Annotated in this window: 15 protein-coding genes; 8 read left to right on the top strand and 7 right to left on the bottom strand. The window is 60.1% G+C overall.

Annotated features, from left to right (window positions below; all coding sequences use genetic code 11):
• A partial coding sequence (locus tag HNQ99_RS12460) for an FAD-binding protein (protein ID WP_184476006.1) occupies positions 1–419 on the top strand: 419 nt, incomplete at its 5' end.
• Between the two features lie 203 nt (positions 420–622).
• Here HNQ99_RS12460 and HNQ99_RS12455 read toward each other — a convergent pair.
• Entirely contained in the window at positions 623–2,101 is a 1,479-nt protein-coding gene (locus HNQ99_RS12455) for an MmgE/PrpD family protein (RefSeq protein WP_184476004.1), read from the bottom strand.
• A gap of 429 nt (positions 2,102–2,530) precedes the next feature.
• Between HNQ99_RS12455 and HNQ99_RS12450 the strand changes: the two genes are divergently transcribed.
• The 4 genes from HNQ99_RS12450 to HNQ99_RS12435 all read left to right on the top strand — a co-directional run bounded on the left by HNQ99_RS12450 (position 2,531) and on the right by HNQ99_RS12435 (position 7,755).
• Positions 2,531–4,729, top strand: coding sequence for a TonB-dependent receptor (locus HNQ99_RS12450; protein ID WP_184476002.1), 2,199 nt, complete (start codon positions 2,531–2,533; stop codon positions 4,727–4,729).
• A gap of 94 nt (positions 4,730–4,823) precedes the next feature.
• Positions 4,824–5,192, top strand: coding sequence for a VOC family protein (locus HNQ99_RS12445; RefSeq protein ID WP_184476000.1), 369 nt, complete (start codon positions 4,824–4,826; stop codon positions 5,190–5,192).
• A 452-nt stretch (positions 5,193–5,644) separates the two neighbouring features.
• Positions 5,645–6,562, top strand: coding sequence for an HpcH/HpaI aldolase/citrate lyase family protein (locus HNQ99_RS12440; RefSeq protein WP_322790366.1), 918 nt, complete (start codon positions 5,645–5,647; stop codon positions 6,560–6,562).
• Positions 6,563–6,594: 32 nt separating this feature from the next.
• Positions 6,595–7,755: an acetyl-CoA C-acetyltransferase gene (locus tag HNQ99_RS12435; RefSeq protein WP_184475998.1), complete on the top strand. Its 1,161-nt coding sequence runs from the start codon at positions 6,595–6,597 to the stop codon at positions 7,753–7,755.
• A 107-nt stretch (positions 7,756–7,862) separates the two neighbouring features.
• Here the strand turns inward: HNQ99_RS12435 and HNQ99_RS12430 are convergent, their stop codons facing one another.
• Together HNQ99_RS12430 and HNQ99_RS12425 are read right to left on the bottom strand one after the other, a co-directional pair.
• On the bottom strand, positions 7,863–8,651 hold the full coding sequence (locus HNQ99_RS12430; RefSeq protein WP_184475996.1) for an IclR family transcriptional regulator: 789 nt from the start codon (positions 8,649–8,651) through the stop codon (positions 7,863–7,865).
• A 248-nt stretch (positions 8,652–8,899) separates the two neighbouring features.
• Entirely contained in the window at positions 8,900–9,706 is an 807-nt protein-coding gene (locus tag HNQ99_RS12425) for a crotonase/enoyl-CoA hydratase family protein (RefSeq protein WP_184475994.1), read from the bottom strand.
• A gap of 130 nt (positions 9,707–9,836) precedes the next feature.
• On the opposite strand from HNQ99_RS12425, the gene HNQ99_RS12420 reads away from it, so the two are divergent.
• From HNQ99_RS12420 to HNQ99_RS12410, 3 genes are all read left to right on the top strand, one after another.
• Positions 9,837–10,736 carry a LysR family transcriptional regulator gene (locus HNQ99_RS12420; protein WP_184475992.1) on the top strand — a complete coding sequence of 300 codons (900 nt, stop codon included), beginning with the start codon at positions 9,837–9,839 and terminating at the stop codon, positions 10,734–10,736.
• 108 nt (positions 10,737–10,844) lie between these two features.
• Entirely contained in the window at positions 10,845–11,990 is a 1,146-nt protein-coding gene (locus HNQ99_RS12415) for an acyl-CoA dehydrogenase family protein (RefSeq protein WP_322790365.1), read from the top strand.
• Between the two features lie 13 nt (positions 11,991–12,003).
• A complete protein-coding gene (locus HNQ99_RS12410; RefSeq protein WP_184475990.1) occupies positions 12,004–12,969 on the top strand; it encodes an acyl-CoA dehydrogenase in 966 nt (321 codons plus the stop codon).
• Positions 12,970–13,157: 188 nt separating this feature from the next.
• On the opposite strand, the gene HNQ99_RS12405 is transcribed toward HNQ99_RS12410, so the two are convergent.
• The 4 genes from HNQ99_RS12405 to HNQ99_RS12390 all read right to left on the bottom strand — a co-directional run bounded on the left by HNQ99_RS12405 (position 13,158) and on the right by HNQ99_RS12390 (position 18,821).
• Entirely contained in the window at positions 13,158–14,429 is a 1,272-nt protein-coding gene (locus HNQ99_RS12405) for a cytochrome P450 (protein WP_184475988.1), read from the bottom strand.
• 226 nt (positions 14,430–14,655) lie between these two features.
• Positions 14,656–15,405, bottom strand: a complete 750-nt coding sequence (locus HNQ99_RS12400) for an SDR family NAD(P)-dependent oxidoreductase (protein WP_184475986.1) — start codon at positions 15,403–15,405, stop codon at positions 14,656–14,658.
• Positions 15,406–15,563: 158 nt separating this feature from the next.
• Entirely contained in the window at positions 15,564–15,845 is a 282-nt protein-coding gene (locus HNQ99_RS12395) for an enoyl-CoA hydratase-related protein (protein ID WP_184475984.1), read from the bottom strand.
• Between the two features lie 72 nt (positions 15,846–15,917).
• Positions 15,918–18,821 carry a TonB-dependent receptor plug domain-containing protein gene (locus tag HNQ99_RS12390; RefSeq protein WP_184475982.1) on the bottom strand — a complete coding sequence of 968 codons (2,904 nt, stop codon included), beginning with the start codon at positions 18,819–18,821 and terminating at the stop codon, positions 15,918–15,920.
• Between the last annotated feature and the right edge of the window lie 107 nt (positions 18,822–18,928).

The following is an 18,928-nucleotide window of genomic DNA, read 5'->3' as shown; positions in this document are numbered from 1 at the left end:
AAGGCAGGGTGAAGGTCGCCGACACGATCGCCGAACTCGCCAAACGCGCCGATATCGATCCGATATGCCTTGAGGCCACGGTCGAACGCTACAATCATTTCATGGACGAAGGGGAAGACCAGGATTTCTTCAAGAAGGCCGAAAAGCTCTACCCCATCCGCACCGGCCCCTTCTATGCCGTCGAAATCCGCGCCACGGCCATGGTGTCGTGCCACTCCGGCCTCGAAATCGACAGCGACGGCCAAGTGATCGACGGGCGGGGCCTAATCATTCCCGGACTCTATGCCGGTGGCGAAGTTCTCGGCTGTACTCTAGGACGTCGATACATTGGCGGCGGCATCGGCATAGCCAATGCGCTCACCTTCGGACGCGTGGCCGGAGAAAGCGCGGCGAAAGGGTGCGCCACGCACCGTGCTTAGGGGGGCGGACTGAAGACTGGCCAGCCCGCTCCTACCTGCGCGGCGTCGACATGAGGCGCCGCATCCTACGCTGGGTCGAGGCCTGGACCGATCGAGTGAGCAATGACGCCAATGAAACTGAATCTTCGGCACATCCGTCGCGATCCGGGCGTCGCGATCCGGGCGTCTCGATCCGGGTTCCGCGCCGGGTGATCGACATGGCGTTAGCCAGTCATGACGAAGTGCACGTCATCGCCTGCCCTGACGTCGCGAAGCAGATCGCTCAGGGCAACGCCCTGGTCGAGCCTAGAAACGCCGCTGAGAAGCCTCCTGGCCACGTCGGCGCCAAGCACGGGGACTGCCAGGCTCATGAACTTGGCCTCGATCCGCTTCGCCTGGCGGAGTAGATCGTCCTCGACCACGCCGGTATCATGATTGGCCTCGTAGCGGGCGCCGTCGTGCGTCTGTACAACCACCCGCACCGCTCCACCTGCAGGCATGTCTCCGTAAACCGACACGCGCTGTCGCATGGAAACAAGCTCCGGATCTGCGGCGCCTTCGTCCGAGAAGGTCTCAAGCGCCGAACTGTTCCGCCTGTGAAGGGCGAGCGCGGCCGCGTGCCTGAGACTGAACTTGGCCTCAAGACCATTGGCCGGATCGAGAATGTTGCATGCCGCAAGGTGGCCAGGCGCAACATGAATGTAGACCGCCGCCACGGCATCCGCAGAAAGATCTGCCTCGTCGCGCAGTTTGGCCAGGCAATCTATTGTCGAATGGGTCATGTAACAGGCTGCGTGATATTTGAAGAGCGTCTTGACGATCTCAGCGCCTGGCGGAGGGATTATGGCGGAGCGAGAGGGCTCGAGGCTGAGGGTCGAGATGAACCCTTGACCCGCCTCCAGCGCGCCGGGATGCGCCGTGAACCCTCGCGCGGCCAGTCGGGCCGCGAGCACACCATTGGCGGCCGCTTTCCCCGCATGAAGGGGCTTGGCCATGCTGCCGAACATCGCCTTCAGCCCGGCGCTCTGCGTCGCGGCCAGGCCGATCGCGTGCGCCATCTGCGTCTCATCCAGTTCGAGCAGCAGGCCGGCCGCAACGGCCGCGCCAATGGCGCCGATCGTGCCCGTCGCGTGAAATCCCATGGCATAATGGGATGGGGCCACTTGGGCGTTGACAATGCAGGCGATTTCATAGCCTGCAATGTAGGCAGTCAGCAAATCCCGACTGCTCTTCCCCTCGGCCTCCGACACGGCGAGAGCAGCCGGAAATATCGCCACCGTGGGATGGCCTTGCATCGTACGGTTGACATCGTCGAAATCGAGCGCGTGCGACGCCACGCCATTGGCGAGTGCGGCATCCTGCGCCGACAGGCGGCAGCGTCGGCCGATCACCATGCACGGGCCTTGACCGACCGATTCCAGCTCATCGGCGAGCAGCATGGCGCAGTCTTCCCGTGCGCCGGGCAGAGCGACGGCAAACCAATCCATGATACATTGCTTGGCCACCATCAGGGCATCAGCCGGCAGGGCGGCAGTTCGATAGTCGAGCGCCGTTCGCGCCAGGAGCCTTGTCAGGCCAGCATTGGCCTGCACCGCTTGATTGCCGCTGTCCATGTCTTCAGTCCCGCTTCTTTCCGACAGTTCTGCGTGGGATACGGGCATGTCCAGCACGCCACGTAACGGCCTGATTTTCGTCTCGGACACCATCGCTCTCCACATAGACGGCTATATCGTATCCGCCATTCTAGGGATGTGGCCAGGTCGGTTAGCAAGCCTAATCGCCACAGCGTCTGTGTTGATTGCATGGGTAATGAGCCTGCCTGAGTCAGCGCGGTGGTATCCAAACAACCGCGCGCGCCACACAACAGCTTGTGGTACTATCCACCAGCGCAACTGCTTGCCGCCCGTGGGACGCAGCCATATGCGTTTGCCGCCAAATACAGATGTCCAAATACAGATGTAATGCCTCAGCGGGTACCTTGCCGGCCCGAGCTAGGCCGGCATATATGTTAAACCAATAATTAGACCAGAAGATCGATTAGGCGGCGCAGTTCGTCTAAGTTGAGTATTCGTTTTGCGAATACATGTCCGCATAGAACGGATGATGACAACCACAAAAAGGGGAGGCAGCAATTGAAGAATAAAATAGCTTTAACGTACGGCTCCATCGGCATGATCATGATGGTCCCGAGCCTTGCGCAGGCGCAGCAGGCTGGCGCCGAAGAACCTGTCTCTCCTGCTGGCATTCCCGAAATCGTGGTGACGGCGCAAAAGCGCTCCGAGAGTATTCAGAAGGTTCCCGCAACGATCACTGCGCTGAACTCTGAAGCTTTGGAAACCCGTCAAATCAATGACACGGCAGCATTGCAGTCGCAGGTGCCTGGCCTTGTTGTCGGCGAAACCTTTGGCGCCAGCCTGATTTCGCTGCGCGGGATCAGCACCGGGGTTACTTCGGGGGCCGAGGACCCGTCCGTCGCGACCCATATCAACGGGGTTTATCAACCGCGATCACGCACTATCGATTCCGCGCTGGTGGATCTGGATCGCGTGGAAGTTCTGTCCGGCCCGCAAGGCACGCTCTACGGTCGCAACGCGACGGCCGGCGTCATCAACTATATCTTGAAGCGGCCTTCGAGCAGCTTCCAGGGCGAAGTAACGGGCAGCGTCGGAAATTATGAAACATTTGGCGTCAAGGGCCGTGTTTCCGGACCCCTTTCGGACAATGTCCGACTTCTTGCCTCCGGCGTGTTCGAAAACCGTGACAAAGGCTTTACGAAAAATCTTCTTGCAGGAGCGCCGCAGTCGCGTCTGCAGACCAATCGCGTCGCCGGCGGCCGGGCCGCACTCGATATCGATCTGCCAGGCGGCGCCGGGATCGAGCTTGACGCCATTTACCTGGATAGCAAATACACGCCAACCACTCTGGCGTTCGGCCCGTCGCAGGAGTCCTTCATTCAGGCCGCTCTGGACCCGCAGTCGTTCAACCCGCGCGAGGTATACACCAACTACAGGTCGCTGGATCGCACGAAATATCTCCAGCTGATCGGAACCATCAATGTTCCGCTGTCCGATGGCGTCAGCCTGAAGTCGATTACCGGATATCAGCGCTTTCGCAATCATCTGAGGCTCGACGGTGATGCCAGCAGAACGAGGGTCGTCGAGAGCGACATCCGGTTTCGCAGCAATACATTCAGCCAGGAACTCAATCTCAACGCCTCCCTTTTAGACGGCAGGCTGAAGTCCATTTTCGGCGCATTCTACTATAACGACAAGTTCAATCACAAAGGCGACAACCCTTTCGACCTGTCTTCATTCTTCCCGACCGCCGCACCTTTCATTTTTTCGGTCGAGGGTCCTATCCACGGCGAATCCTATTCGGCATTTACCGACCACACATTTTCGGTAACCGATCGCCTGCGCTTGCAAGCCGGCATACGCTACAACCATGACAAGAAGTCCGCAGCGACCAACATCCTGTTCGATGGCTTCGATGTGTGCCCTGCGCCGCCCGCAACAAAGTCATGGAATAGCTGGACCCCGCGCTTCGGCGCCCAATATGATATCACCGACAGTTCCATGCTCTACGCGCAATATACCAAGGGGTTCAAGACAGGCGGCTTTGCCGCGTCCAGTTGCATGGATGAGTTCGACCCCGAGAAGATCAGCGGCGTGGAAGTCGGCCTCAAGGCGCGGTTCTTCGACAATCGGGTGAGGTTCAACATTGCCGGATACAGCTACCGGATCAAGGATCTGCAGGTTCAGAAGGTCGTCGATATCGGAACGCTGTTGATCGAGAATGCGGCTCGCGCCAAGGTATATGGTGTGGAAGCATCGCTGACCGCCCAATTGGCCGAGCACCTGCGCCTGGACGCATCCGGCATGATCCAGTCGGCAAAATATGACGAGTTCTTCAATTGCAACGAGAAGCTGTTCCTCGGCGCCTGTAGCGCTTCCGATACGAGCCCGGACTCGGACGCATCGGGCAACAGGCTCAATCGCGCGCCGCCCTATACCGCCAATGTCGGCGCGGAATATGATGTGATGCTGAACGGCGGAGGGAAGATTCTTCTGCGCGGCGAATCCGTGTTCAGCGGACGGGTGGACTATCATGAATTCCCGACAGAAGGATCACAGCAGAAGGCCTACAGCATTCAAAACGCCTTCATCTCCTACACCAGCCCCAACGACCGCTACGTCCTGCGGGGCTTTATCAAGAACATCGCCAACAAGGTCTACAAGAGCGGCTATCTGTTTTTCTCCGCGACCAGGCAGGACACGGGCCAATATGCTCCGCCGCGCACTTTTGGCGCTGAGGCGACTGTGAGGTTCTGAGTTTCGCTCCTTGCCATCCTCCCGCAACGTGTATGGTCATACGCTGCGGGAGCCCCCCCCTTCCTCCTTTGCTCAGCCACGAACGGGATGAACGATGATCGGTTATGTCACCTTGGGCACCAACGACCTGCCGCGGGCGGTCGCTTTTTACGACAAGCTATGTGCTGAACTTGGCGCCTCGCGGATGATCGAGATGGAGACGGGCGTCCTATGGGCGATCGATGGCGTCTGGCCGGGGCTCACGCTGACCAAGCCCTTCAACAAGGAACCGGCGACGGTCGGCAATGGCGTGATGGTGAGCTTCAAGGCCAAGGACCACGAACAGGTCCGCCGGCTTTACGAGATTGCGCTCGCCAATGGCGGGAGCGATGAGGGCGCACCTGGCCCGCGCGTCGAGGGATTCTACGCGGCCTACTTCCGTGATCCGGACGGTAACAAGCTCAACGCCTTCGTGATGGACTGAGCATTTTCTCGTCAGGGGGGCATCACCTGACGACCCGGATAATAGAGCATGTTTCGATCCCATCTGAACATGCTCTAAGCAGGGGCGGGCGACGTCAATCAGGATTCACGCCGCCCTTTGAACACCCCACGGCGCTTGGCCAGGAATGCTTCCACGCCCTCACGGAAATCCGTCTCGGATGCCGCTTATACTTTACGAACGACGGTAGGAGACAATATCCGGCTGAAATCATTACAAGTGAATTGTCTGGGCTCGCGCGGACCAAGATGCTGATCCGAGGGAATTTGTCGCCGTCACGACCAGCGATATTCCTATTGTAATGCCTCCAACAGCAAGGGCTAATCCAAGGTGAAAATTGCGCTCCGGCACCTTATGCCCATAGCCATTCCATGCCGATCCTGCCTGTTACGATCGAATGGTTGCACAAGCCGTATCAAATGTGGGGAAATCGAGTGAGTAACTATATCCGTCCTGCCCGCTTGCGCCGTGTCCAGCTTTCCGTGCCGGGGAGCAGCGAAAAGATGCTGGCCAAAGCCGCCGCGTCGAAAGCCGATCATGTGTTCTGTGACCTTGAAGATGCGGTTGCGCCTTCCGCGAAGGTCGGTGCGCGGGACTTGATCGCGAATGCACTCAACGAACTCGACTGGGGCCGCAAGACGCGCTGCGTGCGCATCAACGATGTCACGACGCCCTGGTGTCATGACGACATCATCACTCTGGTCGAAAAGGCCGGGCGCAACATCGACACCATCATGCTGACAAAGCCGCGTAACGCGGGGGACGTTCTTTTCCTGCACCATATGCTGTGTCAGCTGGAACAGAAGCTCAAGCTGGAGCGCAGCATCGGCATCGAAGTGCTGATCGAGGAAGTCGAGGCTCTGCAGAATGTCGAGGAAATCGCGTCCTGCACCAATCGCATGGAGTGCCTCATCTTCGGCATGGGCGACTATTCGGCGTCACAGGGGATCGATACGCGGGCCATCGGAGAAGGCGGCGCCTATCCGGGCGATATTTTCCATTATGCGCGTTTTCGCGTCACGATGGCGGCCCGCGCGATCGGCATCGACGCAGTCGACGGTCCGTTCGGAAATTTCAGGAACGAGCAGGCTTATCGTGAGCAGGCAATCCAGGCGCGTTCATTGGGCATGGTGGGCAAATGGGCAATCCACCCCGCGCAGATCGACTGGGCCCTCGATGCGTTCACCCCGGCGCCCGAAGCGGTGGCCCACGCCCGCAAGCTGGAAGCCGCCTATCGCGAGGCCGAAGCGCAGGGTCTGGGCGCGGCGCAGGTCGACGGCGCAATGATCGACGCCGCCACCGTACGGCTGGTCCGCAACACGCTGGTCAAGGCCGATTTGATCGGCATGTGAACGGCGCATGTCGCTTCACAAAGGAGAGACACATGGCTGAAGCCTATATCGTAAACGCATTCAGGACCGCTGGCGGTCGCCGCCGCGGCCGGGTGGCCGGCGTGCACCCTGCCCTGCTGGCGGCGGAGACACTCAATGGGCTGATCGATCGCACGAAAATCGATCCGTCCGCCATCGAAGATGTGATCATGGGCTGCGTCACCCAGGCGGGCGAGCAGGCGCTCAATATCGGGCGACATGCCATCCTGGAATCGCGCCTGCCGCTCAGCGTTCCTGCAGTGACGATCGACCGGCAGTGCGGTTCGTCCCAGCAGGCGCTCCAGTTCGCGGCGCAAGCCGTCATGTCCGGCACGCAGGATGTGGTCGTCGCCGCCGGCGTGGAAAGCATGCCCCGCGCGGCGCTGGGCCTCAGCGTTCCGCCCGAGAGCGGCAACCCGCGCACGCCGGGCGTGCTGGACAAGTTCGGCATCAAACGGTTTAGCCAGTTCGACGGCGCAGAGATGATTGCGGCCAAATGGGGCTTCACCCGCGAGCAGATGGACGCATTCGGACTGGAAAGTCATCGGCGCGCGGCCGCGGCGACCGAAGCAGGCGCGTTCGATGATGAGATCATCCCGATTGAAATCACCCTGCCCGATGGCGCCACCGAGATGCACGTCCGCGACGAAGGCATCCGGTATGATGCAACGCTGGAATCGATGGCCAGCCTGCAACCCCTCGCGCCCGATGGCACAATCACGGCTGCCACTTCAAGCCAGATCTGCGACGGCGCCAGCGCCGCGCTCATCGTGTCCGAACGCGCGCTGAAGGAGCATGGTCTGGTTCCCTCGGCGCGGATAGTGAACCTGACCATCACCGGGGGCGATCCGGTCATCATGCTGGAGGAGCCGCTTTACGCCACCGAGAAGGCGCTGAAACGAGCAGGCCTGCGCATCGACGACATCGACCTGTACGAGATCAACGAAGCGTTCGCTTCGGTTCCGATGGCATGGCTGCAACATCATCATGCCGATCCCGCCCGCCTCAACGTGAATGGCGGCGCGATCGCGCTCGGCCATCCCCTGGGCGCCAGCGGCACGAAGCTGATGGCAACGCTGATCCATGCCCTTCATGCGCGCGGCAAGCGCTATGGGTTGCAGGCGATGTGCGAGGGTGGCGGCATGGCCAATGTCACGATAGTGGAACGGCTTTGATCCTCAGTGCGCCGCCCCCATATCCCATAGCGGCTGGGAGGCGACGACGTGGTAGAGCTATCGCCCTGGGGGAGTCCCTCCCGCAACGGAACCCGGATCGCCCCCCGTCATGTCCCATATGCGGTCAGGTCCGCCGACTGGCGCATATCTTCGTCCGCCGACAATGCAGTGGCAAATTTCTTCAGCTCCTCAAGAATAAGAGGCTTCTTGCTTTTCATTCGGTCGGTCTGGCCGCCAACCGCCACCGCGATCGGTGATTGCCCGAGCAAAGGTCGAATTGGCATGGCGATGACCGCGATGTCATCCAGAACATCACCGCAAGTTTCCGCATATCCGTTTCGCCGCACCTTTTCCATTTCGGCAATGATTTGTTGCGGGCCCATCTTATGGCGCGGCTCGACCGCTTCGTCATTTGCGCGATGGACGAGGCTTCGCACCACATCGTCCGGCTTCAAGCTGAGCAACGCCTTTCCTACCGCAGAAGTCGCCAACGGGCGCGCCATGCGGGCCTGAACATCAAAGCGCTGGGGCGTTTCGGCCTTGATGAACAAGATATACTGAACATGCACGCCGTTCTGGATTCCTATGAACGTCGTCTCCTGCACCGCATTAAAAAGATTGCTCAACCGCCATTCAAGTTGGCGATCCTGAACATAGGTCTGATGTATCCAGCTGCCGATCAGGGCGATCCTGATCGTTGGCGTATATGTCCTGGCGTAGCGGTCCTGGTCGAGATACCCCAAGGCGACCAGATTCTGCACCAGCATAGTCACACTGGGCTGGGGCACACCCAGGAACCGCGAGATTTCACCCACTGTCAGCGGCCGTTGTTTCGCCGAAAACAGTTCAAACAGCGCCAGCGTCCGCTCCGCCGACTTTATGGAACGCAAAGCCATTCCTCTTGCCTTCTCAAGCCCGTTCAAGCCATCCGATCGATGAAGCAGCGTCGATAAGGACACGCGCCCGACGGGCAGCTTTCCGGCAGCACCTCTCCACCCGTCTTCTTTACCTCCACCATGGCACAGCGGCCATGCAGGCTTATAACATATGTAATCACCTGCTTTTGCAAGCACTGATTGTCGCTCTCTGTCCGGAACCGGGCCGGCATCAAGCTATTGGCAATCAGTCGGCCCTCGCGAGACCTCTATCGGTCCTGGAAAGCAGGCGCGCGCTTTTGCAGAAAGGCGGCGACAGCCTCTTCATGATCATGGGTATGATGTGCGAGCGCCTGATAAGCTGCCGACAGTTCCAGCAGCGGCCCCAGCTTCATGTCCTGCCCTTCCCGCAGCAGCCGCTTTGCCAGGCGAGTGGCATGGCCGGGGTTCGCCGCAATGGATTGCGCGATAGCCAATGCGCGAAGCAGCACCTCCTCAGGCGGCGCCACTTCGCTGACCAGCCCATAGTCTAGCGCCTTTGCCGCGTCGATTGTGTCGCCCGTCAGCGTCATCAAGGTGGCGCGAGCCATACCGATGATGCGGGGCAGCAACCACGCTCCGCCATCGCCCGGAACGATGCCGAGCTTCACGAAACTCTCCGCGAACAACGCCGATGACGAGGCGATGCGGATATCGCACATGCAGGCAAGATCAAGGCCCGCGCCGATGGCTGGACCGTTGATGGCGGCGACCACCGGCACTTCCAACTCGTAAAGCGCCACCGGAATGCGTTGGATGCCCGCGCGATAGGAATTGCGCAGCGTTTGGGGCGATCCTTCAAACATCCCCTTCTTTTCATGCATATGCTTCACATTGCCGCCGGCGCAAAAAGCAGAGCCCGCGCCGGTTAGGACGATGGCGCGAACGGAGGTGTCGCGTGTCATCTGGCTGCAGAAATCGGCAATCTCGTCGCTATGCGCCGTTTCGGTGATGGCGTTGCGGATTTCTGGCCGGTTGAGCGTGGCAATGACCACTGGTCCATCTCTCTGGACGAGCAGAAAGGGCGTGTCAGTCATGAGGGTTCCTCCTCCATAGGTATGTTTTGGCGCGGGATTCGAGTGGGTAAGCCGTGCTCTCACAACTCTAGTAGGTTGCCTCCAAATCCTCTAATATTGATTCTGCATTTATCGATAGGTTTTTCATATCATGGATCTTCGCCAGCTCCGCTATTTCGTCGCCGTGGCCGAGACGCGTAATTTTCATCGCGCGGCCGAGCGCCTGAATATCTCGCAGCCTCCCATCACGGTCGCAATCCGCAAGCTGGAAAGCGAATTGGGCGAAACCCTGTTCGTGCGCGATCCGCGTGGCGTGACATTAACGCCGGCCGGTCGAGCTGCGCTCCCCACCGCGCGTGAGGCAATTGCGGCAACGGAGCAGCTTCGCGACGTCGTCCGTGAGGGCGCATCGGGTTTGCGAGGGCGCCTAAGGCTGGGGATCATAGGCTCCGCAAACAGCGATTTACTGCCGCGCGTCATCCCCCCCTTTTGCAAGGCTTTTCCAGACATCGAACTCGCGCTCGCCGAGATGAGCAGCGTGGAGATTGTTCAAGCGATCGCCGCGCAACAGATCGATGTGGGCTTCATCCGCTTGCCCATGATCGACGCTGCTCCCGTCAGGGCCGAGGTCGTAGAGCATGACGAACTGGTGGTGGCTCTGCAAGCCACCGATCCGCTAGCAGCCCGCAAGCGCCTGGCATTGGCAGAACTTGCCGACCGCCCCTTCATCTTCTTCAACCCCGTCAGCATCCTGAACGCGATCACCCATATCGCCTGCCAGAGGGCGGGTTTCGCACCCCGCATTCAGCAACAGGCAACCCAGGTCCAGACCTTGCTGAGCCTAGTCGAGGCTGGTCTTGGCGTAGCCCTCATTCCCGGGCGGAGCGCCCGCTTCACCAGCGATCGCCTGCGCGTCCTCCGCTTGACCGAGCCAATTCCCATCGAACTCGGAATGGCCTTTCCGCATGACTTGGGACCGCTGGCGCGCAACTTCGTGGCCACTGCGCGAGACAGCTGCGATACTAATACGATATCACCCAGACCCGATTAAATATTTGAATGGTGCTGCCGTCGGGTTCATTCTCAACGTTCTAATGACCATGTGGATCACGGCGAAGCGCGTTTCGCGCGCCCATGATCGAGAGGAGAGCGGAGCAGCGTGTTCGACACATTTTCCATGGCATTCTTGCCGGAAGCCGATGAGTCCCTGCGTCCGGCGGTGCGCGACCTCATTGCACGCTGCACGGCAAGCATGCCGATCGATCGGCGCGCGCGATCGTGGCAGGGGTTCAGCGCGGAATTCAGCCGGATGCTGGGCGCGGAGGGGTTTCTGGGACTGACCCTGCCCAAAAAATATGGCGGGCGGGGGCGCGGACCTTTTTCGCGCTTCGTGGTGGTTGAGGAACTGCTCTGCGCCGGTGCGCCGGTGGCGGCCCACTGGATCGCCGACCGGCAGAGCGCGCCCCTCATCCTCAACTATGGAACCGAGGCGCAGCGGCAACTTTACATCCCGCGCATTTGCCGTGGCGAAGCCTTGTTCTGTATCGGGATGAGCGAGCCGGGCGCCGGATCCGACCTGGCCGGAGTGCGCACCCGTGCTGAACGAAGCGGCGGCGGGTGGCTGCTGAACGGGCAGAAGATATGGACCACCAACGCCTTGCACTCCGACTATATGATCGCGCTGGTGCGCACATCGGGGACGCCGGCCGATCGGCACGCCGGCCTGTCACAGCTGATCGTCGATCTGAAAGCGCCTGGCGTCACCGTCCGCCCGATCGTCGATCTGACGGGCGACGCCCATTTTTCCGAGGTGTTCTTCGACAATGTCGAGCTCGGCGCGGATGCGCTGATCGGGAACGAGGGCGATGGATGGAAGCAGGTCACCGCCGAACTCGCCTTCGAGCGTTCGGGGCCGGAGCGGATTTACTCCAGCGTCGTCCTGCTCGATGCCTGGGTGCGGCACCTCCAGACCGTGGGCCGGGAAGACGCATCGCGCCTGGTCGGCGGATTGACGGCGGAACTTGCGACTCTTCGCGCGATGTCCATCGCCTGCACGGCAAGGCTCGCCGCGGGAGAAAGCCCGGTGCTGGAAGCGAGCATCGTCAAGGATCGCGGCACCGGTTTCGAGCAATTGCTTCCGGTCGTCATCGGCGATGACCTGGCCGCCCATCCCGACGAAGCGGTGAGCGACGAGCTGTACCGCACCTTGATCTACGTGACGCACATCGCCCCGAGCTTCAGCCTGCGGGGCGGCACGCGCGAAATCCTTCGCGGCATCATCGCCCGCGGCATGGGCCTGCGTTAAGAAGGGAATGACCATGGACATGATCGAACTGCTCGAACCCTTCAAACGCCTTCTGGAAACCGTCTCGCCGCCTGCGGCCGTTCGCGCCGTCGAAGCCGGCGGCGACTCCGGCCGAATGTGGCAGGCAATCACTGAATCGGGTTTTCTTGATGCGCTTGTCGATGAAGAGCATGACGGCGCTGGACTCTCGCTTACCGACATCGGACCATTGTTTCAGGCAATCGGCGCGCAACCGGCACCCCTGCCCGTGGCGGAAACCATTGTTGCACGGGCGTTGATCGCGAAGGCAGGCGGCGAGAGGCCTGACGGTCCCATCATCTTGGTGACTGGCGCGGCCCAGCCCGTACCCTGTGCCGCCGTAGCCACCCATGCCCTGGTCGATGATGGCGAAATACTACGCCTTGTCCCCGTGGATGCGCTTTCCCCATTGCCGGTCGGCGCATATCATTCGCTCTCCATGCGCCTGACGGGCACGGCATCGGGAGCGACCCTTCCCCGCCCCGCCGGCGGCCTGCGCCCGATCGCCGCTGTCGTGCGCGCCGCTCTGATAGCCGGCGCGGCTGAGCGGCTGACGCATATCTCCACCCTATTCGCCAATGAACGGGTCCAGTTCGGCAAGCCCATCGGTCGTCAGCAGTCGGTCCAGCATATGCTGGCGGTCATGGGTGAAGACATGATCGCCTGCCGCATCGCTGCGCAGCTCGGCCTCTCCAAGGGGCTTGAAGTACCCGTGGCGGTCGCAGCGGCGGCGAAGGCGACGACATCGGCAGCGGCGCCGCGCATCGCGGCCACCGCCCATGCAGTCCATGGCGCGATCGGTATCAGCGAGGAATATGACCTCCAGCTGCTAACCCGCCGCCTTCATGAATGGCGCCTGGCGGACGGGTCAGAAGGCTATTGGGAGAAATTGCTTGGGGCTGCACGGCTGGCCTCGCCCGATGCGACCGTCGATTGGGTACGTGCTGAGATCTTCGCCTGAGTATCGCTTCGTCTTCGGTGGCCGGCCATTCGGTTAAAGCCGGCCTCTTCATAAGATGCGAGAATTCGTATGGAGTGGTTTTCCGATGCCGCGCACTCATTATTATCTGGCATAATGCCTCCCCTCATTCGCGTTCATCACGATAAATTTGCCGATGGAGGAGTTCAGCCGGACCGCGCCGCGGCTGGTCAGTCGCGGCGCTTCCGAAACGTGATCGGCAGGGCCTTCAATCCGTGAACCATGCCCGCCTCGGCATATTCTATCGGCCCCTTGCTGGCATCGATGCGCATATCCTCAAGCCGATCGAGCAGCCGAGCAAGCCCTATCCGGATTTCTGATCGCGACAGGTGAACGCCCACGCAATAATGGACGCCATGTCCAAAACCGAGGTGGTTACGAACATTGCCACGCTGGGGGTCGAATTCGTTGGCATGATTATATTTCGCCTCGTCGCGATTGCCCGATGCCAGTCGGACATGCACGCAACTGCCCTTGGGGATGAGCGTTTCACCGATCACCGTATCTTCCTTGGCCCATCGCGTGGCTGCGGCGATGGGGCTGTCAAAGCGCATGACCTCTTCGATGAATTTGGGGATCAGATCGCGATTTTCAGCTAGCCGTTGCAGCGTTTGGGGGTCCTTGATTGCTGCATAGAGCGTGTTGCCAAGGCCGTTGGTAGTGGTTTCGTTGCCGCCGGTGTTCAGCGTGGCGCACATCGATATGACTTCCTGCTCGCTAAGGCGGTCTCCATCGCGCGTTTCGCTGTGGATCATGTGGCTGAGCAGGCTGTCATCGGGCCCGGCGCGCAGCCTTTGAATGTTCTCCTGGATGAACTTCGCAAATTCGATGAGCTTGAGATGAGCGGCGACCCTTCCCTCCTCGTCCAGCAGACCGCCGGTCACCAGCGCGATGGAGGCCGCGCCCGCATCCTGCATCAACTGGATATGCGTCCGGGGCACGCCCAGCGTATCGCAGAAGAAATATAGCGGGACCAGCAGCGCGTATTCACGGTAGAGATCGACGGAGCCCTCGCCCTCCGCACCGCGCTCGATGAAACCGTCGATCAGCCCGTCCACGACCGCAGCCAGGGCATCTTCCATCCGCTTGATCGCTGAAGGCATGAAGCGCGGGTTGATAAGCTCGCGATATCGCAGGTGAAGACTACCGTCGGTCATCGCCAGCACGGGCACACGACGAGGCACGTTCGCTTCGTCATAGAGCTTGTAATAACGCTCGGTGTAGGCCGCCATGGCGGAGGACTGGTTGATAGGCGGAGTATTTACGAAAATATTTGTATTCTGAAGGACCGCTTCGCTGTCGGCAAATCTCGATATCACGAAGGCATTGAGCGCTTTTGAAAAAAATATTTCGTCTTCGCCACGAATCTGCGAATAATAATCATATGGAGACCTAAGTATCTCGGCGTCGCCAAAACGATCCGGCAATTCTTTCGTGGCCATTCTCTACTCTCCGCTTCAATGCTTTTCAGGCATATCGCCGCCGCTCTTAACGGCAGCGTGTGCCGCCATTGGTACGACCCGGCGCTCAGATTGGATGAACATGATAAAGTTGATTCGTTGGCCGATCCAGCACTCCGAATTTTCCTGATCGCCTTAGCACGTATGTAATAGGAGCGACCAAGAGCCGAGTGGCGCCTGTATCTCATAATCCGCGAATATCCCGGCCTCAGGCTGTCTGACCGCCTTCGACCGGGAGCACGGTGCCTGTGACGAAAGCGGACGCATCGCTTGCGTAGAAATAGATTGCCTGAGCGATTTCCTCCGGCTTACCCAGGCGACGCATCGGAACATTGGCGATAATCTTTTCTCGGGATGGCGGATTTGCCTCGACGGCAGCCAGCAGCATCGGTGTTTCATGCGGTCCCGGACAGATCGCATTCACCCGAATATTATGTTCTGCAAATTCTACGGCAGCGCCCCGCGTGATAGCGACAAGCCCAGCCTTTGAGCCGCCATAGACGACGAGCGAGGGATAACCCTTCAACGCGGCCGTGGAGGCGACATTCACAATGGAGCCGCCGCCCCGTGCGATCATATGAGGAATTGCCGCCTTCATGGTCATGAAAGGACCACGGAAGTTGACGGCAACGAGCTTGTCAAAATTTTCGATGCTGCAATCCACCAATGTTCCGCGGTTATCGCCCGGATAGCCCGCGATGTTGCAGAGGATGTCCACTCCGCCGAATCTGGAAACGGCAAGGTCGACGATCGCTATCGCGTCGGCGCTGGTGCCGACATCCCCGACAATCCCGGCTGCCCGGTCGCCAAGTTCATTGGCGAGCTTGATCACGCCGTCCGAGATATCGGCGAGGACAAGATAGGCGCCGTTCGCGTACATCAACCGCGCGACCGCCGCCCCCATTCCGGAAGCCGCGCCTGTAATAATCGCGATCTTGCCCTCGACTTGTCCCGTCATGATTATCCTCTCATCTTTGACAGCCGCGCTGTTCTTAATGCCGCAATTTCAAAGCCGGCATCCTTTTCCCTGCGGGATCTAACTGCCGGCTGAGCCGTATGACATCATAAGTGCTGCGCCGCCTGGAGCCAGTCAGGGATCGCCTCACAGCCCCTTTATCATATGTGCAATGGCTCGCCCCGCGCGGACGCGGCCGTCGCTTGAGGCCGCTGGCTGTAATCGAATAATGCCCGGCCCTGCCCGATGTCGGCACCCGCGCAGAAGGCCCGGTTGCTAGCGCCAGTGACGATCACCGCCTTAACGGCGTCGTCCGCGTCGAACGCGGCGATGAGGTCATTGGCCATTTCGTCGGTCAGCGCGTTCATCCGATCCGGACGGTTGAGCGTGATGGTCGCAATGGCGTGATCGACGTCATAGCCAAGCGTTTTGAATTGCTTCATCCCTCATCCTCATTTTGGCGCCTGATTCATCGATGATAAGCCATCACTTCGGGCAACCCCATCGATCGGGCATCAGAACTTAAACCGCACGCCCGCTGTGAACGCCAGGCCCACACTATCATAGACATCGGTCAGAGTTGCCATGTACAGACCTGGGCTAGGCCCCGTCGCGATAAACGGGGGATCGCGATCGAACAGATTGTTGGCCGTGACAAAGAGCTCGCTTCCAGTGCGATTTTCGCCGAACTGGTATGACACTGTAAGATCGGTGTAGAATACCGCCGGCAGATCGCGCTCGGCCCAGATGTTGATCGGCCCGCGCTTCATGCGCCCGACCATGCGTTCCTGCGCCGTCACGCTGAGGCGATCCGTCGAATATGAAACCTGCAGGCTGCCACGCACCTTGGGAACAGAAGCGCCCACGGACGAGATGATACCTTCCGTCCAGCCTGCAAGCTCGACGGGGGCTTGCAATGCGCTGTCCTGAATGATGTAGCGGTCGACATAGGTTACGAACAGGCGAGTGGAAAGATCACCGCCGAAAAGCGGATGACGATAGCTGGCCTCAATATCAAAGCCTCTCGTCTTGAGACCTGCCAAATTGGCGGGGGTATTGATAATCGCTCTGGCGGCATTGGCGTCCGTCCTATCGCTGTACGGCAGGGCCGGATTGCGGACGATCAGGGCGCATAAGGGGCTGGTTCCGCCGCTTGCCTCGCACGTCCTTGCGGCGATGTCGGTATTGAGCGACTGAATCGCGCCCTTCAACTTGACGTCATAATAATCGACGGAAAGGGTAAATCCGGGCGCCGCGCGCGGTTGAACCACGAAACCCAGGCTCAGCGAGTTGGCGACCTCCGGCTTCAGATCGGGATTGCCGCGAGTGACGCGCGACACGACGATCTGTTTTTGTAGGTGCGGATCGAAGAAGGTCGCGTCGATAGCCGCCCCCCTGTTATAGAGGTCGAACAGGGTGGGCGCGCGGATATCGCGCGATCGCGTCCCACGGAAGCGCAAGCCGTCCATGACCTCCCAGACGGCGCCCCCCTTCCAGGTCGTGACCGTACCGCTGGTCGAATAGTCAGTGATGCGCGCGGCGGCATTCAGCTCCAGGGATTTGGCGAATGGCTGATCCTTGAATATTGGAATGGCGACTTCTCCGAACGCCTCTTTCACGTCGTATGAACCGCTCGCCGTTGCGAAATTGTTGAGCAGGAACCTTCCGACGCCTGCCGGGAGGTTTCGCAGACCCGTGGAGTCGGCGAGGATAAGGGGATCGGAATTGCTTGTCATGTCGAGACTGGACTTGCGATATTCCGCCCCGACCGCAGCTGACAGGGCGCCGGCCGGCAAGTCAAAAAGGTCGCCGGTGATCGTGGCGGCGACATTGTCCAACTTCGTGACGGCCGCATATTGCGAAACGTCGCGCACATAGGCAAGCGCCTCTGCGGACGGAGCGCCCTGGCCGAAAAGGTTGAGCGGGACGCAGCCAGCGAACCTTGCCCGCACTGCGGGATCGGGATCCAAGGTGGGCCGACAGACAATCTGGCCGGATGGACTCAGCACCGCGTCAGTGGCAGCGGCGAGCCTGTCCTGCCGCATATCCTGGTTTCTGCTTCGATATTTCGACCATGAATGCTGGTACGTCAGGTCCCAGCGAAATCTATCCAGCTCACCTTTCAGTCCGATAGCGGCATTATAGTAATTTGTATCGTCGTGAGTACCGTTATTGGCCGTTTCGGTGATGATCCGGCTCATCTGGAATGACGACTGGCCAGCATTCGTGAGGGCAGTCGCCATCGCAGGGGGGAGGAAAGGGTTCTCGGCAAAATAGGTTCTTCTGAGCGGATATAGCACCTGCCCCTGGCCCATCCGGCCATCGCCATCGGCATAGCGCTGCTTCGTTTTAGCGCCGTTTACCTGCACAAAAGCCGTGATATCATCGCTGGCTTCGAAATTGACGCGCAAGAATCCCGTATTGGTCGTGGCGGGCACGGCCTGCCACTGGCCATCCCACTTGTGGTAGTCGCCGCCCACGAACAAGCCGGGGCTGCCGGTCACGCCGCCGACGTCGATCGGGCGATAGACACCCGGCGTCGTGAACACATAGTTGGCGAAAGGCCCGCTGAGGATATTGCCCCCAGCCGTTGCAAGAGCGAAGCGGATGTTCCGGCCATCAACCAGCGGATTAGCCAGCAGGCCCGGCGTGCCGCCACCCGGAACGCTGCCGACCGGAATATTATAATTGCCGTACGGCGGGCGATCCTCGAATTTGAAGCCGCCGGTCTGATAGCGCTCGACCGAGGCCACGATATTGATCCTGTCGCCGAGCTGCGCGCCATAGGCGAGCGCCACACGGTAATTCGCATTGTCGCCGCGTGAGGCGATGGAACCTTGGGCGACTCCTTTTAAACCTGTGAACTTGTCATCGAGAATGAAGTTGACGACGCCGGACACGGCGTCCGAACCATAGGTGGCGGAGGCGCCCGCGGTCACAACTTCGACCCGCCTGACCAAAAGCTGCGGTATGATGGAGGTGTCGACCAGCCCTGTGAAAGTAGTCGGCGCAAGACGTCGGCCATCCTGCAGGACCAGGGTCCGCACCGCACCGATGGCGTGCAGGTTCACGAAGTCGCCATGGTTGCCGACGATCGCCGCAATGGATCGGGCGCTCGTATTGGTCAACGATCCGCTGAATTGGGGCAATTGCGTGAGACCGGCAATCAATGAAGTTGGCGCTACCTTGTTGAGATCCTCCGCCGTCGAAATCGTCATCGGCGACGGAGCTTGCGATCCGTCTCGCGCGATTCGGGTGCCGGTCACAACGATGTCCGAAACAGCTACCGGATCTTGATCCTGAACCGATGATGCTTCTCGCGCGCCCGATGACTCCTGAGCAAGCACCAGAGCGGGACTTGATATGATCGCGGCAAGCGAGGCAAGCGAGGCAAGCGAAATAGCCACCTTACGGTTCATGGAAGCCCCTCCTATTTAGATCTTGTCAGCTTATGCAGCGCCTTCATCGATTAGCGCCTGTTGTTGCTGGAATTGATCCAGATTTCGGGACGCTTCAATATGCGTTG

The sequence above is a fragment of the Rhizorhapis suberifaciens genome (assembly GCF_014200045.1).
GTDB classification, from domain to species: Bacteria; Pseudomonadota; Alphaproteobacteria; order Sphingomonadales; family Sphingomonadaceae; genus Rhizorhapis; species Rhizorhapis suberifaciens.
This window is presented reverse-complemented; position numbering and strand designations above follow the sequence as displayed.